This is a genomic window from Meridianimarinicoccus sp. MJW13 (assembly GCF_014901205.1).
Taxonomy (GTDB): domain Bacteria; phylum Pseudomonadota; class Alphaproteobacteria; order Rhodobacterales; family Rhodobacteraceae; genus Meridianimarinicoccus.
In genome coordinates this window covers 1-18,548 of sequence record NZ_JACNMU010000002.1, presented here as the reverse complement: position 1 = coordinate 18,548, position 18,548 = coordinate 1, and the positions used below count along the sequence as shown (strand labels likewise).

Below are 18,548 nucleotides of genomic sequence, written 5' to 3'. Positions count from 1 at the left end.
ATGCGCCATGTATGACGCCGCATTCGCCCAGGATGTGGCCACCGCCTGGCAGGTCGAGGCACAAGCGCCGCTGGTGACTTCCCCCGGATCTGGGCGCGTATTCGAAATCCGACTGACACCCCGGCTGTCCGCCCGGCTGAAATTCTATCCCAAGGCGCAGGCCGAACGGGTCGCCGCCCGGGCCCGCTGGCAAGAGGCGCTGGCCGACACCGGATTTGCCTGCCCGTGGCCGCAGCGCACCCGCAACGGCGACCTTGTCGTCCATTTGAAACAGACCCCATCGGTGGCCGTGATGGAACAGGCCATTCAGGGCCAACCGGTGCAGATCCCCGAGGATCCCGATGCCGCGCTAAAAACCTATGGAAAGCTGGCGGCATTGCTGGCGGATTTCCACCTGACCGCCGAATCCATCGCGCCCTTGCCATTCCCGGCAAAACCGGACCCCGATCGCCAATACAATCCAGATGCGGCCATCGCCTATTTCGAAGATCTCGGCCAAACCGAAGTCGCACAATTGCTGTGCCGCATCGCCGGCGAGTTACAAAATGCCAGTGATGACACAAACGTTCGCCTTGGCAATCTGAACCTGTCCGAAACGCTGGACTCGCATGACACGCTCTATCTGACGGATATGGATGCCGCCGGAACGGGTGATCCGATCCGGGATCTGAGTCAGATACTGGCCCTTGAAAACGATCCGGATCGCCTGGGCCCGGTATTCGAGGTCTTATGCCAATCCTATGAAAGTGGCGGAATTCTGCTGAAGGATCGCGACAAGGTGTCGATTCTGTGCGGCGCTATCGGCCACAATGTTGATATTTTTCAACGCGGCGGATGCGACAACCCGATTGATCAGACCCAACCAGCCGCCCGCATTCTGGCCGCAAGTGCATTGCTTTCAAGCCTTTAGATCAAGGCTCTTCCCGATCCATTTGAAAATTCCGATTAAACGCGGGATTCATTGTATTGTGGAAAACAACACCAATGTATCTAACTAGTACCTTGCCAAACTCCAATTCACTCCTGTAATTGAAGTGATCCTGAAAACAGAAGGCTGACACATGGATATCGATCTGAGCGAACTTTCTCTGGCAGAACTGAAATCGCTGCACACCAAGGTGGGACGGGCGATTGAGACGTTCGAAGAACGTCGCCGCAAGGAAGCATTCGCTGCGGCTGAAGCCACGGTGCGGGAATTCGGATTTTCCCTCAACGAAGTCGTGGATCACGCCAAGAAATCGGGCGTCAGCCGTCCGGCAAAATACCGTCACCCGGAAAACCCGGACCTGACGTGGAGTGGCCGTGGCCGCCAGCCGCAGTGGTTCAAGGATGCCATCGACGGCGGCGCTTCGGCTGATGATCTTCTGATCGCCTGATCGCGGTCAGACCACGACCGCGCGCGGCTTCTGTAGACCGACGTTGAACACGCGTTTATAGCGCGCTACCTCCTCCGCCGGTCCCATTGCCTTGTTGGGATTGTCGCTCAACTTCACTGTTGGGCGGCCATCCGCACTGACCGCCTTGCACACCAGCGAGAACGGCGCCAGCGCGTCGTCGGCCACCAGGCCGCGGAAGTCGTTGGTCAGCAGGGTGCCCCAGCCAAAGGACACCCGGACCCGCCCGCGAAACCGGGCCTGAAGTTCCAGCATCTTGTCCACGTCCAGACCATCCGAGAAGATCACCAGCTTCTGTCGCGGATCCTCGCCGCGTTCCTTCCACCAGTCGATGGCCGTTTCCGCACCGCCCGCCGGATCGCCGCTGTCAATGCGGATCCCGGTCCAGCCCGCCAGCCAGTCGGGCGCCTCTTTCAGGAATCCCTCGGTGCCATAGGTATCTGGCAGGATGATCCGAAGATTGCCTTCGTGTTCTTCGTGCCAATCCGCCAGAACCCGATAGGGGGCTTGCCGCAATTCCTCGTCCGTATCGGCCAAGGCGCTGTAAACCATGGGCAGTTCATGGGCATTCGTGCCGATCGCCTCCAGTTCGCGGCGCATGGCGATCAGGCAGTTCGAAGTGCCGACAAAGCGGTCTCCCAGCCCTTCCCGCATGGCCCGCACGCACCAATCCTGCCAAAGAAAGGAATGCCGGCGCCGGGTCCCGAAATCGGCAATCCGCAGATCCGGCTCGGGCCGCAACTGTTCCACCTTTTCCCACAGCTTTGTCATGGCCCGCGCATAGAGCACCTGCAATTCGAAGCGATCCATGGCATTCAGAACCGCCCGTCCGCGCAATTCCATCAGCACGGAAAGCGCCGGGATTTCCCACAGCATGACTTCGGGCCAACGGCCTTCGAAGGTCAGCTCGTACTGCCCGTCGCGCTTTTCCAGGTGATAGGGCGGCAGGCGGAAATTCTCGAACCACTCCATGAAATCGGGGCGGAACATCTGGCGCTTGCCATAGAACATGTTGCCGCGCAGCCAGGTGCTTTCGCCGCGGCTCAGCGACAGGCTGCGGATGTGATCCAGCTGTTCGCGCAATTCGCCTTCGTCGATCACATCCGCCAGCCGGATATTCCGGCTGCGATTGATCAGGCTGAATTCCACATGGGTATCAGGCTTGTTGCGAAATACCGACTGGCACATCAGCAGCTTGTAGAAATCGGTGTCGATCAACGAACGGATGATCGGGTCGATCTTCCATTTGTGATTGTAGACGCGCGTGGCGATATCCACCATGGACCGACCCTCCTGTCTCTTGAAATACTAGAGCAATCCTGAGGGGATAGCGCAAGGGGCGTCCCTTGACGTCAGATCAGCGCGACCCCGGCAGCAGCCATCGCAGCACGGGCGCCGGCAAGCGAGCCGTCCAGATCGATGGCCCGGCACAGGTCCTGCCGCACTTCGGCCCTGAACCCGGCTTTCGCCGCATCCACCGCTGAAAACTGCACGCAGAAATCCAGCGCCAGCCCGACGAAGGTCAGCCGCGACGCCCCGCGCGCCCGCAAATACCCGTCCAGCCCGGTCGGCGTGGTGTGATCATTCTCGAAAAATGCCGAATAGCTGTCGATCCCGCGTCGAAATCCTTTGCGCACGATCATCTGCGCCCGGTCGGCATCCAGATCCGGGTGAAACGCCGCGCCGCTGCGCCCCTGCACGCAATGATCCGGCCACAGCACCTGCGGCCCATAGGGCATGTCGATCATCTGGAACGGCGCGCGGCCCGGGTGCTGGCTGGCGAAAGACGCATGATCCGCCGGGTGCCAGTCCTGCGACAGCACCACCACCGGAAACTCGGCCATCAGCGCATTGATCGGCGCCACGACCTCTGACCCGCCGGACACGGCAAGTGCGCCGCCCTCGCAGAAATCATTTTGCACGTCGATCACGATCAGGGCGTCGGTGCTGGGGCGCATGGCAGGTGTTTCCATCTTCGCAAGATTGGCGACGTCGAAGGCGCCGCCAGCGGTTTACATCGTCGTGAACTCGTACAACGAGCCTTCGTCGTCAACCGAGCACTTGATCTGCTTGCCCTTGACTGAAACGACATAGTGCTTTCGCTCTGAGATATCGACGTTGATCAGGTCGGCGCTGGTTTCATCGAAGCTGACGTTGTTCCGCGCTGCGGCCGTTTCGCGGCAGGTGAACGCACCGGGGTCTTCGATGACAGCCGCGGTTTCGGTCGCACTACACCCGGACAGCGCGGCCAGACCGCCAAGAACCGGGAGAATAAGAAGGGGTTGTCGCATCAAGGCTTCCTTGTTGTTTGCCGCGCCAAGGATCATTTGCATTTCGGATGGGGTCAAGGCTATTTCCGGGCAAACCCCGATGCCGGAACGCCCCGATGTACACAATTGCCGCGCTTTACCACTTCACCCCCTTCAAGGATGCCTCTGCGCTGTGCGATCCACTGCGGGCCCTCTGCACCGAGAAGGCCGTCACCGGCTCCCTTCTCATCGCGCCCGAGGGGATCAATGGCACCATTGCCGGGCCGCGCGCCGGAATCGACGCCGTGCTGGCCCATATCCGCGCCCTGCCCGGCTGCGCCGACCTGGACTGGAAGGAAAGCACCGCCAGCGACCAACCCTTCGGCCGCATGAAGGTGCGCCTGAAGCGCGAGATCGTGACCATGGGCCAGCCGCAGGTCGACCCACTGGCCGGCACCGGCCACTACGTGGACCCACGGGACTGGAACGCGCTGATCTCGGCCCCGGACGTGGCGGTCATCGACACCCGCAACGACTATGAAGTCGCCATCGGCACTTTCGAAAACGCCGTCGATCCCGAAACCACCAGCTTTCGCGAGTTTCCAGCCTGGTGGGAGGCCAACAAGGATCGGTTCCACAACAAACGCATCGCCATGTTCTGCACCGGCGGCATCCGCTGCGAGAAATCCACCAATTACCTGCTGGGGGAAGGGGTGGACGACGTCTATCACCTCAAGGGCGGCATCCTGAAATACCTTGAAGAGGTGCCCGCCGAAGACAGCCTCTGGCACGGTGACTGCTTTGTCTTTGACGGGCGGGTCAGTGTCGGCCACGGCCTGAAAGAAGGCCCACACCAGTTGTGCCATGCCTGTCGCCGCCCGATCCTGCCCGAAGATCGCGACCGCCCCGAGTTCGAAGAGGGCGTCTCCTGCCACCAGTGCCTTTCGGAAACGTCCGACTCTGACAAGGCCCGCTTCCGCGAACGCCAGAAGCAGATCGCGCTCGCCAAGGCGCGCGGCGAAAAACACCTGGGCCGCGCCGATACCGCCGATTGACCGGGCCAGTGGGTCGGGGCCAGTGAGTCGGGGCCGGGTCAAGGCCCGAGGCACGAGCGGCCTTGAGGCGGGCGCGACTCGCCCCCACCCTTGCGATGGCCTGTTTGCGGCAGACCTGCCCGCAAACGGCCTCCCAGCACGAACCGCACAGCCGCCAACCAAAACCCTGTTCACCCGTTCCGCGCGCCCGCAGGCGGGGGCAAAGCCCGCGCCAGGCCGGCCCAACGCCTTGCGATCGTCAGGTCGTCCAGGCGGCGGGAGCCTCCCCTTGCCCCTCGCACTATGCGCGCCTGACCGCTATATGAACGCCAACGCGTGCCGATCGAAGGAGTGCCCCCATGCCCACCCCGAAACCCGTTGTCCTGTGCATTCTCGATGGTTGGGGCGCAAATCCTGACCGCACCGCCAACGCCCCAGCCCTCGCCGATACGCCCACCTTCGACCGGATCATGGCCAGTTGTCCCACCGCACAGCTCATTACCCACGGCCCCGATGTCGGCCTGCCCAGCGGCCAGATGGGCAATTCCGAGGTCGGCCACACCAACATCGGCGCGGGCCGGGTTGTCGCCATGGACCTGGGCCAGATCGATCTCGCGGTCGAGGATGGCTCTTTCGCCAGGACCCCCTCCCTGGTCACCTTTGCCGAAACCCTGAAGGCCAGCGGCGGCACCGCGCATCTGATGGGCGTGATCTCGGACGGTGGCGTGCATGGCCACATCGATCATGTGGTCGCGGCCTGCCGAGCCCTCACCGATCTGGGGGTGCCAGTGGCGCTGCATGCCATCACCGATGGCCGCGACGTACCGCCGAAATCCGCCGCCGGGTACATGGCACAGCTTTCTGACGCGCTGCCCGACGGGGCCACCATCGCCACGGTCATCGGCCGCTACTACGCCATGGATCGCGACAACCGGTGGGAACGTATCGCCACTGCTTATGACGCCATGGTGCACGCCAGGGGCAAGGCCGCCCCGGATGCGGTCACCGCCGTCACCCAGTCCTATGACGCGGGCGCCAATGACGAGTTCATCCCGGCCACGGTGATCGGCGATTTCGCCGGTGCCCGCGACGGTGACGGCTTCTTTTGCCTGAACTTCCGCGCCGACCGTGCGCGCGAAATCCTGCGCGCCATCGCCCAACCCGATTTCACCGACTTCGATATCGGCACCCGCCCCGACTGGGCCGCGTTGCTGGGCATGGTGGAATATTCCGACGATCACAACGCGTGGTTCACCACGGTGTTTCCCAAACGCTCGATCATCAACACGCTGGGCGCCTGGGTCGCAAAGCATGGCCGCACCCAGTTCCGCCTGGCCGAGACCGAGAAGTATCCCCATGTGACCTTCTTCCTCAACGGCGGCAAGGAAAGCCCGGAAGTGGGCGAAGAGCGCGCCATGCCGCCCTCGCCCAAGGTCGCCACCTATGATCTTGCCCCGGAAATGTCGGCCGCCGAAGTCACCGCGAAATTCGTCGAGGCGATCGAAGCGGGCTATGATCTGATCGTCACCAATTACGCCAATCCCGACATGGTCGGCCACACCGGCGATCTGGATGCCGCCAAAAAGGCTTGCGAGGCCGTGGACCGGGGCCTGGCCGCCGTCACCGCGGCGCTGGACAAGGCCGGTGGCGCGATGATCGTGACCGCCGATCACGGCAACTGCGAAACCATGGTGGATCCCGAAACCGGCGGCCCGCACACCGCCCATACCATCAACCCGGTGCCGGTGGCCCTGGTCGGCGGCCCGGTCGGCGCGCGGCTGGAAAACGGCCGCCTGGCCGATCTGGCCCCCACCCTGCTGGAGCTGATGGGCCTGCCGCAGCCCGAGGAAATGACCGGCCGCAGCCTGATCCGCCGCGCGTGAGGCGGAAATCCACGGAATTGTGACCCGGGGCGCGGTTGGAACTGGCGCCCCCTTTTGGAATAGGCATTATATGATCCGAAAGGGTTCCCGCAGGGAGCCGGACAGGAAAGGACCGCCCACAGATGAGATCTTTCGTGATGGCCGCGATCGGAGGCACCCTGGCCGGGGCCGTTCTGACCACGCAGGTGGCCGGCCCGCTTCTGGCACAGGAACAAAGTGAAGCGCGCACGGTCTATGAACAACTCGACCTGTTCGGCGACATCTTTGAACGGATCCGCGCGCAATATGTGGAAGAAGTGGATGAAACCGATCTGATCGAAGCGGCGATCAACGGCATGCTCACCTCGCTCGATCCCCATTCCTCCTATCTGTCGCCCGAGGATGCCGATGACATGCGCGTGCAGACCCGCGGCCAGTTTGGCGGGCTGGGCATCGAGGTCACGCAGGAAAACGGCTTTGTCAAGGTGGTCTCGCCCATCGACGACACCCCCGCCGACGAGGCGGGCATCGAAGCCGGCGATTTCATCACCCATGTGGATGGCGAAAGCGTGCTGGGGCTGAACCTTGACGAGGCGGTGGAACTGATGCGCGGGCCGGTCGGCTCCGAGATCATCATCACCGTGGTGCGCGAAGGGCTGGACGAGGCCTTTGACGTGTCGATCACCCGCGACACCATCAAACTGACCGCCGTCCGCGCCCGCACCGAGGGCGACACGGTGGTGCTGCGGATCACCACCTTCAACGACCAGACCTTCCCGAACCTGCAGGAAGGCCTGCAGAACTCGGTCGCGGAACTGGGCGGGATCGACAATGTCTCGGGCATCGTGCTGGACCTGCGCAACAATCCCGGCGGCCTGCTGACCCAGGCGATCCGCGTGTCCGACGCCTTCCTCGATGCGGGCGAGATCGTCTCGACCCGCGGCCGCGACATCCAGGACAGCGAACGCTACAACGCCACCGAAGGCGATCTGGCCGAAGGCAAGCCCCTTGTGGTGCTGATCAACGGCGGTTCGGCCTCGGCGTCCGAGATCGTCGCCGGTGCGTTGCAGGATCATCGCCGCGCCATCGTCGTCGGCACCAAGAGCTTCGGCAAGGGATCGGTCCAGACGGTCATGCCGCTGCGCGGCGACGGTGCCATGCGCCTGACCACCGCGCGCTACTACACCCCGTCGGGCCGGTCGATCCAGGCGCTTGGCGTGTCGCCCGACATCATCGTGGAACAGCCGCCGCGCACGGATGAATTGGACGACCAGACCGAGGACGATGCGCACACCCGCAGCGAAGCCGACCTGCGCGGCTCGCTTGGCAACGACTCGATCAGCGATGACGAGATGCGCCAGTTGGAAGAGGACGAGGCCCGCGCCAAGGCCGCAGCCGACCTGCGCAAGCAGGACTATCAGCTGGCCTATGCCATCGACGTTCTGAATGGACTGGCCGCGCTGAGCACCCGCGCGGATTGATCCGGGGCCGGACACCCGCGCGTGTCGCGCTGCGGGTGTCCGGTTGAAAAACCGCCCTTGGCTTTCGCATCGTGACAATTGGCACGCGGGATCCCGGTGGATGCGGTTGCGCCCATTTGAGTATTTTTTCCAAGAAGAAATTGCCATGCCGCGCCCTTGCCCGTGGTCTGTGGGGGTCGCTCGTTTGCCAAAGATCGCTCTTGCGGCCCGATACTGGTTTCAACCGACTTGCCGCCCCATGCGCGGCGCAGCATAGTCCGGCCATGATCGCACCCCTGCCCTTGACGCTGTCCCTGCCCGACGAGGAGGCTACCGCCCGCCTGGCCCGCGCGCTGGCGCCCGAGCTGGGCGCCGGGGACACGCTGGCATTGGCCGGTCCCATCGGCGCCGGGAAGAGCTTTTTCGCCCGCACCCTGATCCGGCACCGGTTGAATGCCGTCGGCAAGGACGAGGATATTCCCTCGCCGACCTTCACGCTTGTCCAGACCTATCAGGCCGGAGATCTGGAGATCTGGCACAGCGATCTCTACCGCCTTTCGACCCCGGACGAATTGTTCGAACTGGGGCTTGAAGAGGCTTTCGAGACCGCGCTGTGCCTGATCGAATGGCCCGACCGGATGGGAGAAGACCTGCCGTCCAGTGCCTTGTTGCTGACCTTCGCGCCGCAAGAGGGTGATCGGCGGGTGGTGACCCTGTCATCGGGGGGCCCGGCCTGGCCTGCGCGGCTGGCGCAGATACTGAAAACAGGCGGGTTTGCAGATGACTGACCGTGTGACGGACTTTCTGCGGGCGGCCGAGTGGCACCTGGCCGCGCGGCAGGCGCTGGCCGGGGACGCCTCCAGCCGCCGCTATGAACGGTTGTGCAAGCCCGACGGCCAGTCTGCCGTGCTGATGATTGCACCGCCGCAGCCGGACGACAGCACGGTTCGTTTCGCCGCCCTTGCGGGACATCTGGTGCGCCACGGGTTGAGCGCCCCGCGGATTCTGGCCGGTCAGCCACAGGACGGTTTGCTTTTACTGGAAGACTTGGGCGCGACCATGTTCGCGCAGGATATCCTTGCCGATCCTGCGCGTGAGACCTCCTTGTACGAGGCCGCCGTCGATCTTCTGGTGGCCCTTCAGACCTGCCCGGTGCCGGATGATGTGCCGCGCTATGGCCCGTCGACACTGGCGGAGATGACCGCGCCTGCCGCAGATTGGTACGTCGGTCTTGGCACCCCGCAACCCGAACTGGCCGCCGGGTTTGCCGCGGCGCTGGACCCGGTTCTGGCCGCGCTTGAGGGCTGGGACACCCCAGTGCTGGTGCATCGCGATTTCCATGCCGAGAACCTGGTCTGGCTGCCGGACCGTACAGGCCCCGCACGGGTCGGGCTGCTGGACTTTCAGGACGCCTTTGCCGGTCTGCCCGCCTATGATCTGGTGTCGCTGCTGGAAGACGCCCGCCGCGATCTGGCCCCAGCGCTTCGCGCCCGGCTGGAGGCGCGGTTTGCTGCCGCCACAGGCACGCCGCCTGATGCGCTGGCCACCGCGCTGGCGGTGCTGGGGGCACAGCGCAACCTGCGCATCCTTGGCATTTTTGCCCGCCTGTGCCTGCATGTGGGCAAGGCGCGCTATGTCGACCTGATCCCGCGCGTCTGGGACCATCTGCAAGGCGATTTGGCCCACCCCGCCCTGCAGGATCTGCGCGCGGCCACGGCGGCCCTGCCCGCCCCGACCCCTGAATTCCTGACCCAGTTGAGAGCCCGATGCGGAACCGTCCCGACGCCGTGATGCTGTTTGCCGCGGGGTTCGGCACCCGCATGGCGCCCCTGACCGACACCCGTCCCAAACCGCTGATCGAGGTCGCGGGCCGGTCCTTGCTGGATCATGCGCTGGCGCTGACCGAAGTGGCAGGCGTGGCGCGCACCGTGGTGAACGCTCACTACAAGACCGAGATGATCGCGGCGCATCTGGACGGGCGCGGCGTAACCGTTCTGCCGGAAATGCCGGAGATCCTGGACACCGGCGGCGGGCTGCGCAACGCGCTGCCGCATCTGGGTTTGGGGCCGGTGTTCACGATGAACACCGATGCGGTCTGGACCGGGCCGAACCCGCTGGAGACCCTGCGCGCGGCCTGGGAGCCGAGCCGCATGTCGGCGCTGCTGTGCCTTGTTCCGGCGGCGCGCGCAACCGGCCACAAGGGCGTGGGGGATTTCAGCCGCGCGCCCGATGGCCAACTGACGCGTGGCGCCGAGTACGTCTATTCCGGGGTGCAGATCCTCGACCCCGCAGGCCTGTCCGACATTCCCGACCGGGTGTTTTCGCTGAACCTGCTGTGGAACCGCTATGGCGCCGAGGGCCGCCTGTTCGGCGTGGTGCATCGCGGCGGCTGGTGCGACGTGGGTTATCCCCAGGCCATTCCGCTGGCCGAGGCAATGCTGGCCGCGCCACCGCAGGTTTTGCCATGACCCGTCGCGTTGCCCCCGGTCTGTATCGCGTGCCGCCGGGCGTGGATTTTCCGGCCGCACTGGTCGCTGGTCTGCGCGCCCGCTATGCCGGGGCACCGCCCGAGGCGCTGGCCCGTGTGACGCTGTATGTGAACACCCGGCGGATGGAGCGGCGGATCACCGCCCTGTTTACCGAAGGCCCGCCCTGTCTGTTGCCCCGCATCAGGTTGGTTGCCGAGCTTGGGCAGACGGCCAGCACTGATTTGCCGCCCGCGATCCCGCCCCTGCGGCGACGGCTGGAGTTGCGCCAGCTGGTCGCCCGCCTGCTGGAGATCGAACCTGACCTTGCCCCGGACAGTGCGGCCTTCGATCTGGCCACCAGCCTGACCGCGCTGCTGGACGAGATGCAAAGCGAAGGCGTGCCCCTGTCCGCCATCGAATCGCTGGATGTCACCGACCAGTCCGGCCATTGGGCGCGCAGCCAGAAGTTCATCGCACTGGCCGGGCAGTTCCTGACGCCCGATGCCGCGGGCGGGATTGACAAGGAGGCCCGGCAGCGGCTGATCGTTGATGGGTTGATCCGGGACTGGCAGCGCACCCCGCCCTTGGAGCCGGTCCTCATCGCAGGCTCGACCGGATCGCGCGGCACCACGGCGCGGCTGATGCAGGCGGTGGTCGATCTGCCCCAAGGCGCGGTGGTGCTGCCGGGGGTCGATCCACATATGCCGCCCGACCTGTGGCGCAGCCTGACCGACCCGGTGGCGCAGCAGGACCACCCGCAATACCGCTTTGCCGCGCTGGCCGAGGCCTTCGGTCATGACCCGGCCACGATCCCCGACTGGGCCGACTGTCCCGCGCCTTCGGAATCGCGCAACCGGCTGGTGTCGCTGGCGCTGCGTCCGGCTCCGGTCACCGATGGCTGGCGTCGCGACGGGCCCGATCTGGGGGATCTGCGGGGTGCGACCGAGGGGCTGACGCTGATCGAGGCCCCCGATCCGCGCGGCGAAGCCAATGCGCTGGCCCTGTGCCTGCGCAAGGCGGTCGAGGACGGGCGCATCGCGGCGCTGATCACGCCCGACCGGATGCTGACGCGGCGGGTGACGGCGGCATTGGCCCGCTGGGGGATCGAGCCAGACGACAGCGCCGGTGCGCCGCTGCGGCAAACAGCACCCGGCCGGTTGATCCGTCATGTCACCGGGCTGGCCGGACAGAAGCTGACCGCCGAGGCCCTGCTGGTGCTGCTGAAACACCCGTTGGTGCATGACGCCGCCGACCGGGGCCAGCACCTGCTGTGGACGCGGGAGCTGGAACTGCACTTGCGCCGCAAGGGGCATGCCTTTCCCGACGCCGAAACCCTGACCGCCTGGGCCGAAACCTATGGCGCGCGACGCGTGCGGGAGGCCGAGGACGTGGCGCTGTGGGTCGGCTGGATCTGTGACACCTGCCTTGGCCATGACAGCCGCGGGACCATGCCGCTGGCCGATCACACCGTTTGGCTTGAAACCCTCGTGACCCGCCTCAGCCTTGGTCCCGGCGCGCCTGATGATGTCCCGGCCCCGGTCTGGGACGAGAACGCGGGCGAGGAAGCCCGCCGGGTGCTGACCGAACTGGCGCAGGAAGCCGAAGCCGGGGGCACGATGGATGCCGGCGAGTTTCACATTCTGGTCAATGCCTTGCTGGGCGGCGAGGTGCGCAGCGCCACCCGGCCCGATCCGCGCGTGATGATCTGGGGTACGCTGGAGGCCCGCGTGCAGGGCGCTGACCTTGTGGTGCTGGCCGGGTTGAACGATGGCAGTTGGCCCGAGCTTCCCGACCCCGATCCATGGCTGAACCGCCGGATGCGGGCGCAGGCGGGACTGCTGCTGCCCGAACGCCGCATCGGCCTGTCGGCACATGATTTCCAGCAAGCTATCGCCGCGCCCGAGGCGATCCTCAGCCGCGCCCGCCGCGATGGCGAGGCCGAAACCGTACCCTCGCGCTGGCTGAACCGGCTGACCAATCTGATGGCGGGTCTACCCGATCAAAACGGGGCCGAGGCCCTGTCCGCGATGCGCGCCCGGGGTGCGGTCTGGGTGGCCATGGCCGCCGCATTGGACCGGCCCGCCGCCCCGGTGCCTGCCGCCCCACGCCCGGCGCCGCGCCCGCCGCTGGATCACCGCCCGCGCGAACTGCCGGTGACCATGGTCGAAACCCTGATCCGTGATCCTTACGCGGTCTATGCCCGCCGAATTCTGGGCCTGCGGCGACTGGACCCGCTGCGCGCCACCGCCGACATGCGCGATCGCGGCATCGTCTTGCACAAGGTGATGGAGGAGGTGGTGCCGCACCTGAAGTCCCTGCCCCCGGCAACCCGGCGCGATGCGATGATGACCGCCGCCGACCGCGCGCTGGCCGAGCTTCCCTGGCCTACGGCGCGGCGGCTGTGGCGCGGGCGGCTGGCCCGCATCGCCGACCGCTTCCTTACCGCCGAGGCCGCACGGCAAGCCGACGCCGACCCGATCCCCGGCGAATGCAAGGGGCGGCTGGAGCTGCCCGAGGCGCGCTTCACCCTGACCGCGCAGGCCGACCGCATCGACCGCGTCGCGGATGGCACGCTGCGGATCTATGACTACAAGACCGGCGCGCCGCCCACCGACAAGGTGCAGAAAGCCTTTGCCAAACAGTTGCTGCTGGAAGTGGCGATTGCCGAAACCGCGGGGTTCGAGGATCTGCCGCCGACCCCGGTGTCACGGGCCGTCTACCTTGGTCTCAATGCCAAGCTGGATGAATCGCCTGCCCCGCTGGACGATCTGCCCACCGCGCAGGTTCTGACGGAACTGGCGCAACTGATCGCGGCCTATGACGATCCCACACAGGGATACACCGCCCAGCCCGCGCCCAAGACCATCACCTATGAAAGCGACTACGCGCATCTGTCGCGCCGGGGCGAATGGGAATTCTCGGACATGCCCGAACCGGAGGACGTGGGATGGTAGCCCCGCTGGACGACGCCACCCGCCGCCAGATCGCGGCCGCCGATCCCATGGCCTCGACCTGGCTGGGGGCCAATGCCGGGTCGGGCAAGACGCGGGTGCTGACCGACCGGGTGGCGCGGCTGTTGCTGGACCAGGTGCCGCCGCAGAACATCCTGTGCCTGACCTATACCAAGGCCGCCGCGAGCGAGATGCAGAACCGCCTGTTCGGCCAGTTGGGGGATTGGGCGATGCTGGACGACGCCACCCTGCGCGCCGAACTGACCCGCAAGGGCGTCACCGGCGCGCTGGACATTGAACGGCTGGACGCCGCCCGGCGGCTGTTCGCGCGGGCCATCGAAACCCCCGGCGGGCTGAAGATCCAGACAATCCACGCCTTTTGCGCGGCCCTGCTGCGGCAGTTCCCGCTGGAAGCCGGGGTGCCGCCGGGGTTTGTCGAACTTGACGACCGCTCGGCCGAGGCGCTGTTTACGGATGTTCTGGACGGGCTGGCCGAGGGCCCCGGTGCCAGGGCCATTGACGCCGTGGCCGCCTATCTGACCGACGACGATCTGCCCGGTCTCGCCCGGCAGGTGCTGTCGCACCGCGAGGGTTTCGCCGCGCCGATGGATCTGTCCGCCTGCCTGACCGCGCTGGATCTGCCCCCGGATTTCAGCGAGGACGCGCTGCTGGCCGAGGTGTTCGACGGTGCCGAGGCCGACCTGCTGGCCACGCTGGTTCGGGTGCTGGAGGCCAAGGGCGGCAACGATGGCAAGGCCGCCGACAAGCTGCGCCCGTTCACGACCGCGCCCGACACGCTGGCCGGGCTGTCGGCGCTGGAGGATGTCCTGCTGACCAAAGCGGGGGCCAAGGTGCCCTTTGGCCCCAAGATCGGGTCTTTCCCCACCAAACCCTCGCAAAAAGTTCTGGGTGACGGGGTGATGGAGGCGCTCAACGACCTGATGGCGCGCGTTGCCGAGGCCCGCCCCCGCCGCCTTGCCCTGGCCGCTGCCCGCAAGTCCGCCGCGCTACATGGTTTTGCCGGGGTCTTCCTGCCGGCGATGGAGGCCCGCAAATCGGCCCGTGGCTGGCTGGATTTCGATGACCTGCTATTGCACGCCCGCGATCTGCTGCGCGATCCGGCGGTGGCGGACTGGGTGCTTTACAAGCTGGATGGCGGCATCGACCATATCCTTGTGGACGAGGCGCAGGACACCAACCCGGTGCAATGGGAGGTGATCGAACTGCTGGCGCGCGAGCTGACCGCAGGCGCCGGGGCGCGCGATGACGTGACCCGGACGATCTTTGTGGTCGGCGACAAGAAACAGTCGATCTATTCGTTTCAGGGCGCCGATCCGGCGGAATTCGACCGGATGCGCGACAAGTTCGCTGCTGCCCTGACTGGTCAGGGTGACGGTCTGCGCGACCAACAGTTGCAGCATTCGTTCCGCTCGGCGGGCGCAATCCTGTCGGCGGTGGATGCCGGGTTCGCGGGCGAACGGGGCGACGGCGTCGGCGGCCCGCCCAGCCATGCGGCATTTTTCGACGCCCTGCCCGGCCGGGTCGATGTCTGGCCACTGGAACCCGCGCCGGAAGCTCAGGACGATGCCGAGTGGTACGATCCGGTGGACAAGCGGTCCGAAACCCATCAGGACGCGCGGCTGGCTGACAAGATCGCCACCGAATTGCGCCGCCTGATCGACGCGGGCGAGACCATCCCCCTGACCAACGGTCAGCGCCGCCCGCTGACCGAGGGCGACGTGATGATCCTGGTGCAGCGGCGCAACGCCCTGTTTCGCGAGATCCTGCGCGCCTGCAAGGACAAGGGGCTTGAAATTGCCGGGGCCGATCGGCTGACCATCACCCGCGAACTGCCGGTGCGCGACCTGCTGGCGCTGCTGGCCTTCCTCGCCCTGCCCGAGGATGATCTGGCGCTGGCCTGCGCGCTGCGTTCGCCGCTGCTGCGCTGGTCCGAAGACGATCTTTATCGGCTTGCACAACCGCGGCGCGGCACGCTTTGGGCCGCCTTGCGCACCGAGCGTACCGGCAGCCCGACCCATGAAATGCTGCGCGACCTGCGCAAACAGGCTGATTTCCTGCGCCCCTATGACCTGCTGGAACGCATCCTGACGCGCCACGGCGGCCGCGAGCGTCTGGTGGCGCGACTGGGCCCGGATTGCGAGGAGTCGATCGATGCCCTGCTGGCCGAGGCACTGGCCTATGAACAGGCTGATGTGCCTAGCCTGACCGGATTTCTGGAATGGATGCGCGCCGACGACGTGGAAATCAAGCGGCAGGCCGAAAGCGCGGGCGGGCGGCTGCGGGTGATGACCGTGCATGGCGCCAAGGGGCTTGAGGCACCGCTGGTCATCCTTCCAGATTGTGGCAAGCGCAAGGCGCCGACGCCCGGCGAGGTGCTGCCCCATGCGGACGGCTGGCCGGCGTGGCTGCCGGCCTCGGGCGACATGCCCGAAGCGCTGGCACAGGCCCGCGATGCCTGGCGCGCCCGGCTGGAGGCCGAGCGGCAGCGCCTTCTGTATGTCGCCATGACCCGCGCCGAAACCTGGCTTTGGGTTTGTGCCGCCGAGAATGGCACCAATTCGAACGCCCTGACCTGGCACGAACAGGTGCAGGACGGTCTAACTGAGCTGGGGGCGCAGTCGTGCGCGTTTCCCACCGGCCCCGGTCTGCGGCTGGAACAGGGCACCTGGACCGAGGGACCGCTGATCACCCCCGTTACAATCCCCGAGGCGCGTATGGGGCTTCCCGGCTGGGCCACCCTGCCCGTGATCCCGGTGGAAGATCGCGTAAAGACCCGCAGCCCGTCGGATCTGGGCGGCACCAAGGCGCTGCCCGGCGACCAGAACCTGGATGAGGAAGCCGCAAAGGCACGCGGAAACGCCCTGCACAAGCTGCTGGAACATCTGCCCGGCCATGCGCCCGCGTCCTGGCCCGCCATGGCCGATCACCTGCTGGGCGAGATCGCGGGTGAAGACCGGGCCGCATTGCTGGCCGAAGCCACAGATGTGCTGACCGCCCCGGCCCTGGCAGAACTGTTCGCGCTCCATCATCTGGCCGAGGTGCCGCTGACCGCCGCCCTGCCCGGCGGTCCACCGCTGTATGGGCTGGTGGATCGGTTGATTGTGGCCGAAGATCACGTTCTGGCGATTGATTTCAAATCCAACCCGCAGGTACCCGACACGCCGCAGGCGGTTCCCGAAGGGCTGTTGCGGCAGATGGGCGCCTATGCCCATGCTTTGCAACAGATTTACCCCGGACGCGAGATCCGTACCGCGATCCTGTGGACCCGTGGCGCCCGCCTGATGCCCTTGCCGGATACGCTGGTTCGGGACGCCTTGCGGCAGGGGCTTGCGGCGCCACCACGGCTTGACGCTGGCGGGCCGGATACCTAGGTTCCGCCTTCAGGAGTTTCAGTGCGCCAAGGAGGACCCCATGGCAACACAAGCAGTAACCGACGCCACCTTTGACACCGAGGTCAAACAGGCCGACCTGCCCGTCGTCGTCGACTTCTGGGCCGAATGGTGCGGCCCCTGCAAGCAGATCGGCCCGGCGCTGGAAGAGCTGTCGGTCGAGCTGGATGGCAAGGTGAAGATCGTCAAGGTCAACGTCGACGAGAACATGCAGACCGCACAAGCGCTGCACATCCGCGGGATCCCGGCGCTGTTCCTCTACAAGAATGGCGAAGTGGTTTCCAACAAGACCGGCGCGGCCCCCAAGGCGGCCCTGAAAAGCTGGATCGAAGACAGCCTTTAAGCGGCTGCTTTCTGGATGTGAACGCCCCGCCCCTGTTGCGGGGCGTTTTTCGTTGGTCTGGAGTGCGGGTGTTGCGCGGTGGGTGCGATGTCGGAGCGAGGGGCCAGCCCCTCGTTCTCCCCGGAGTATTTTTGCCAAGAAGATTGGGCAGACGCTGCGTGTTGGCGGATCAGACCGGACGGGGGCGGATGAATTTCTGTTCGGTCACCGTGGCGCCCCATTGGTCGCCCGGGAACTCTTCGGCCAGGGTAAAGCCACGGTGTTCGTAGAGGCGGCGCGCCGCATCCAGCCCCTTCAGGGTCCACAGGTGGGTTTCCGGGAAGCCCTGGGCATCGCAATGCGCCAAAGCCCTGTCGAGCAGACGCCGCCCAAGGCCGGCACCGCTGGCCGCCTCGGTCACCGCGAACCAGCGCAGATGCGCGCGACCTTCGCCCAGGCTTTCTCCGTCAATGCTTATGCTGCCGACGATCTGATCTGCGGCCCGGCCATACCAGATGCCGTTTTCGGGCCGGTCGGCGCGCGGCAGGAAGTCCGACATGTCCCGCGCGATCCGGCATTCGAAGGCGCGGCCGAAGGGATAGTCCTTCTGGATGCGCTGCGCGCAGATTTGCGCCACGCGTCCCAGCAACCCGTCGACATATCCTTCATGGATTTCAATCTCGGGCCTCGGCGGGGCAGGCAATGGCGCCGCCTGCCCCAAGGCACCCGCGTAGGTCGACAGGCCCTCCAGAACCTGGATCTGGCGATCTGACGGCAGGCGGGACAAGGCGCCGGCCACCTGGGCTTTGGCCACGCGGTCGATGCCGGCCAGCGTCTGCCGGCCCTTTTCGGTCAGATGGAGGTGTTTGGAGCGCGCATCGTGGCGCGAGGCGGTTTCCGTGACTTCGCCACGTTGCATCAGCGATTTTACCAACCGGCTGACGGTGGATTTCTCCAGTTGCAGGCGTGCCGAGAGATCGCGCGCCGACAACCCATCGGTGCGCCCGATCTCGATCAGCGCATGGGCCGCCGATCCCGACAGATCGGACCCGGCGACCGAGCGTCCCAGAAATCCCCAGTGCCGCACCAGATCGCGCGAGGCGGCACGAATGCCGGTGACAAGTGCATCCTGATCCATGGTGTTCCCCCCGACATATATAGTTGTATCATACAACTATATCACTGGAACCCTGAAAATCAACAGTGCTGCGCCCATGTAGAAAGCCCCGCCATTGGCGGGGCTTTCGAAACATCGTCCACATCAGGCTTCTGCGGCCTAATTCGTGATGATTTCCGGTCCCATGAGCGCTGTTGGGAGGAAGGTCGAGAGGGCCGGGATGTAGGTGACCATGATGAGGAAGACGAAGAGCACGGCCAGGAACGGCAGGGCGGCTCGGA

15 protein-coding genes are annotated in these 18,548 nt (G+C 65.8%); 11 read left to right on the top strand and 4 right to left on the bottom strand.

The genetic code is table 11. The annotated features are described in order from the left end of the window. The first annotated feature begins 7 nt into the window (after positions 1–7). Positions 8–910, top strand: coding sequence for a phosphotransferase (locus H8B03_RS02985; protein WP_193140176.1), 903 nt, complete (start codon positions 8–10; stop codon positions 908–910). A gap of 151 nt (positions 911–1,061) precedes the next feature. Then, a complete protein-coding gene (locus H8B03_RS02980; RefSeq protein WP_193140174.1) occupies positions 1,062–1,376 on the top strand; it encodes an H-NS family nucleoid-associated regulatory protein in 315 nt (104 codons plus the stop codon). Between the two features lie 6 nt (positions 1,377–1,382). Here the strand turns inward: H8B03_RS02980 and pncB are convergent, their stop codons facing one another. The 3 genes from pncB to H8B03_RS02965 form a co-directional block, all read right to left on the bottom strand. After that, entirely contained in the window at positions 1,383–2,675 is a 1,293-nt protein-coding gene (gene pncB / locus H8B03_RS02975; protein WP_193140172.1) for a nicotinate phosphoribosyltransferase, read from the bottom strand. A 71-nt stretch (positions 2,676–2,746) separates the two neighbouring features. Beyond that, on the bottom strand, positions 2,747–3,352 hold the full coding sequence (gene pncA / locus H8B03_RS02970) for a bifunctional nicotinamidase/pyrazinamidase (RefSeq protein ID WP_193140170.1): 606 nt from the start codon (positions 3,350–3,352) through the stop codon (positions 2,747–2,749). Between the two features lie 54 nt (positions 3,353–3,406). Continuing rightward, positions 3,407–3,742, bottom strand: coding sequence for a hypothetical protein (locus H8B03_RS02965; RefSeq protein WP_193140168.1), 336 nt, complete (start codon positions 3,740–3,742; stop codon positions 3,407–3,409). A gap of 38 nt (positions 3,743–3,780) precedes the next feature. Between H8B03_RS02965 and H8B03_RS02960 the strand changes: the two genes are divergently transcribed. From H8B03_RS02960 to trxA, 9 genes are all read left to right on the top strand, one after another. Continuing rightward, positions 3,781–4,698 (top strand): rhodanese-related sulfurtransferase, encoded by a 918-nt coding sequence (locus tag H8B03_RS02960; RefSeq protein ID WP_193140167.1) that lies wholly within the window; start codon positions 3,781–3,783, stop codon positions 4,696–4,698. A gap of 338 nt (positions 4,699–5,036) precedes the next feature. Continuing rightward, complete coding sequence (gpmI, locus tag H8B03_RS02955) at positions 5,037–6,560, top strand: 2,3-bisphosphoglycerate-independent phosphoglycerate mutase (RefSeq protein ID WP_193140165.1); 1,524 nt, start codon at positions 5,037–5,039, stop codon at positions 6,558–6,560. A 122-nt stretch (positions 6,561–6,682) separates the two neighbouring features. Next, a complete protein-coding gene (locus H8B03_RS02950; RefSeq protein WP_193140163.1) occupies positions 6,683–8,020 on the top strand; it encodes a S41 family peptidase in 1,338 nt (445 codons plus the stop codon). A 263-nt stretch (positions 8,021–8,283) separates the two neighbouring features. Beyond that, positions 8,284–8,787 carry a tRNA (adenosine(37)-N6)-threonylcarbamoyltransferase complex ATPase subunit type 1 TsaE gene (tsaE, locus tag H8B03_RS02945; protein WP_193140161.1) on the top strand — a complete coding sequence of 168 codons (504 nt, stop codon included), beginning with the start codon at positions 8,284–8,286 and terminating at the stop codon, positions 8,785–8,787. Beyond that, positions 8,780–9,790 (top strand): aminoglycoside phosphotransferase family protein, encoded by a 1,011-nt coding sequence (locus tag H8B03_RS02940; protein ID WP_193140159.1) that lies wholly within the window; start codon positions 8,780–8,782, stop codon positions 9,788–9,790. Before tsaE ends, H8B03_RS02940 begins: the two co-directional genes overlap by 8 nt. After that, the gene (locus tag H8B03_RS02935; protein WP_193140157.1) at positions 9,766–10,467 is read left to right on the top strand and encodes a nucleotidyltransferase family protein; all 702 of its coding nucleotides are present in this window, start codon (positions 9,766–9,768) and stop codon (positions 10,465–10,467) included. The genes H8B03_RS02940 and H8B03_RS02935 overlap by 25 nt, the downstream gene beginning before the upstream one ends. After that, positions 10,464–13,421: a double-strand break repair protein AddB gene (addB, locus tag H8B03_RS02930; RefSeq protein WP_193140155.1), complete on the top strand. Its 2,958-nt coding sequence runs from the start codon at positions 10,464–10,466 to the stop codon at positions 13,419–13,421. The genes H8B03_RS02935 and addB overlap by 4 nt, the downstream gene beginning before the upstream one ends. Beyond that, the gene (gene addA / locus H8B03_RS02925; protein WP_193140154.1) at positions 13,415–16,810 is read left to right on the top strand and encodes a double-strand break repair helicase AddA; all 3,396 of its coding nucleotides are present in this window, start codon (positions 13,415–13,417) and stop codon (positions 16,808–16,810) included. Before addB ends, addA begins: the two co-directional genes overlap by 7 nt. 40 nt (positions 16,811–16,850) lie before the next feature. Further along, the gene (gene trxA, locus H8B03_RS02920; RefSeq protein ID WP_193140152.1) at positions 16,851–17,171 is read left to right on the top strand and encodes a thioredoxin; all 321 of its coding nucleotides are present in this window, start codon (positions 16,851–16,853) and stop codon (positions 17,169–17,171) included. Positions 17,172–17,340: 169 nt separating this feature from the next. Here the strand turns inward: trxA and H8B03_RS02915 are convergent, their stop codons facing one another. Then, positions 17,341–18,288: a helix-turn-helix domain-containing GNAT family N-acetyltransferase gene (locus H8B03_RS02915; RefSeq protein ID WP_193140150.1), complete on the bottom strand. Its 948-nt coding sequence runs from the start codon at positions 18,286–18,288 to the stop codon at positions 17,341–17,343. Between the last annotated feature and the right edge of the window lie 260 nt (positions 18,289–18,548).

What these genes read in the sequence shown, in the direction of transcription:
- H8B03_RS02985 (WP_193140176.1), top strand. Translation starts at nt 8, where the DNA reads ATGTATGACGCCGCATTCGCCCAGGATGTGGCCACCGCCTGGCAGGTC.
- H8B03_RS02980 (WP_193140174.1), top strand. Translation starts at nt 1,062, where the DNA reads ATGGATATCGATCTGAGCGAACTTTCTCTGGCAGAACTGAAATCGCTG.
- pncB (WP_193140172.1), bottom strand. Translation starts at nt 2,675, where the DNA reads ATGGTGGATATCGCCACGCGCGTCTACAATCACAAATGGAAGATCGAC.
- pncA (WP_193140170.1), bottom strand. Translation starts at nt 3,352, where the DNA reads ATGCGCCCCAGCACCGACGCCCTGATCGTGATCGACGTGCAAAATGAT.
- H8B03_RS02960 (WP_193140167.1), top strand. Translation starts at nt 3,781, where the DNA reads ATGTACACAATTGCCGCGCTTTACCACTTCACCCCCTTCAAGGATGCC.
- gpmI (WP_193140165.1), top strand. Translation starts at nt 5,037, where the DNA reads ATGCCCACCCCGAAACCCGTTGTCCTGTGCATTCTCGATGGTTGGGGC.
- H8B03_RS02950 (WP_193140163.1), top strand. Translation starts at nt 6,683, where the DNA reads ATGAGATCTTTCGTGATGGCCGCGATCGGAGGCACCCTGGCCGGGGCC.
- tsaE (WP_193140161.1), top strand. Translation starts at nt 8,284, where the DNA reads ATGATCGCACCCCTGCCCTTGACGCTGTCCCTGCCCGACGAGGAGGCT.
- H8B03_RS02940 (WP_193140159.1), top strand. Translation starts at nt 8,780, where the DNA reads ATGACTGACCGTGTGACGGACTTTCTGCGGGCGGCCGAGTGGCACCTG.
- H8B03_RS02935 (WP_193140157.1), top strand. Translation starts at nt 9,766, where the DNA reads ATGCGGAACCGTCCCGACGCCGTGATGCTGTTTGCCGCGGGGTTCGGC.
- addB (WP_193140155.1), top strand. Translation starts at nt 10,464, where the DNA reads ATGACCCGTCGCGTTGCCCCCGGTCTGTATCGCGTGCCGCCGGGCGTG.
- addA (WP_193140154.1), top strand. Translation starts at nt 13,415, where the DNA reads ATGGTAGCCCCGCTGGACGACGCCACCCGCCGCCAGATCGCGGCCGCC.
- trxA (WP_193140152.1), top strand. Translation starts at nt 16,851, where the DNA reads ATGGCAACACAAGCAGTAACCGACGCCACCTTTGACACCGAGGTCAAA.
- H8B03_RS02915 (WP_193140150.1), bottom strand. Translation starts at nt 18,288, where the DNA reads ATGGATCAGGATGCACTTGTCACCGGCATTCGTGCCGCCTCGCGCGAT.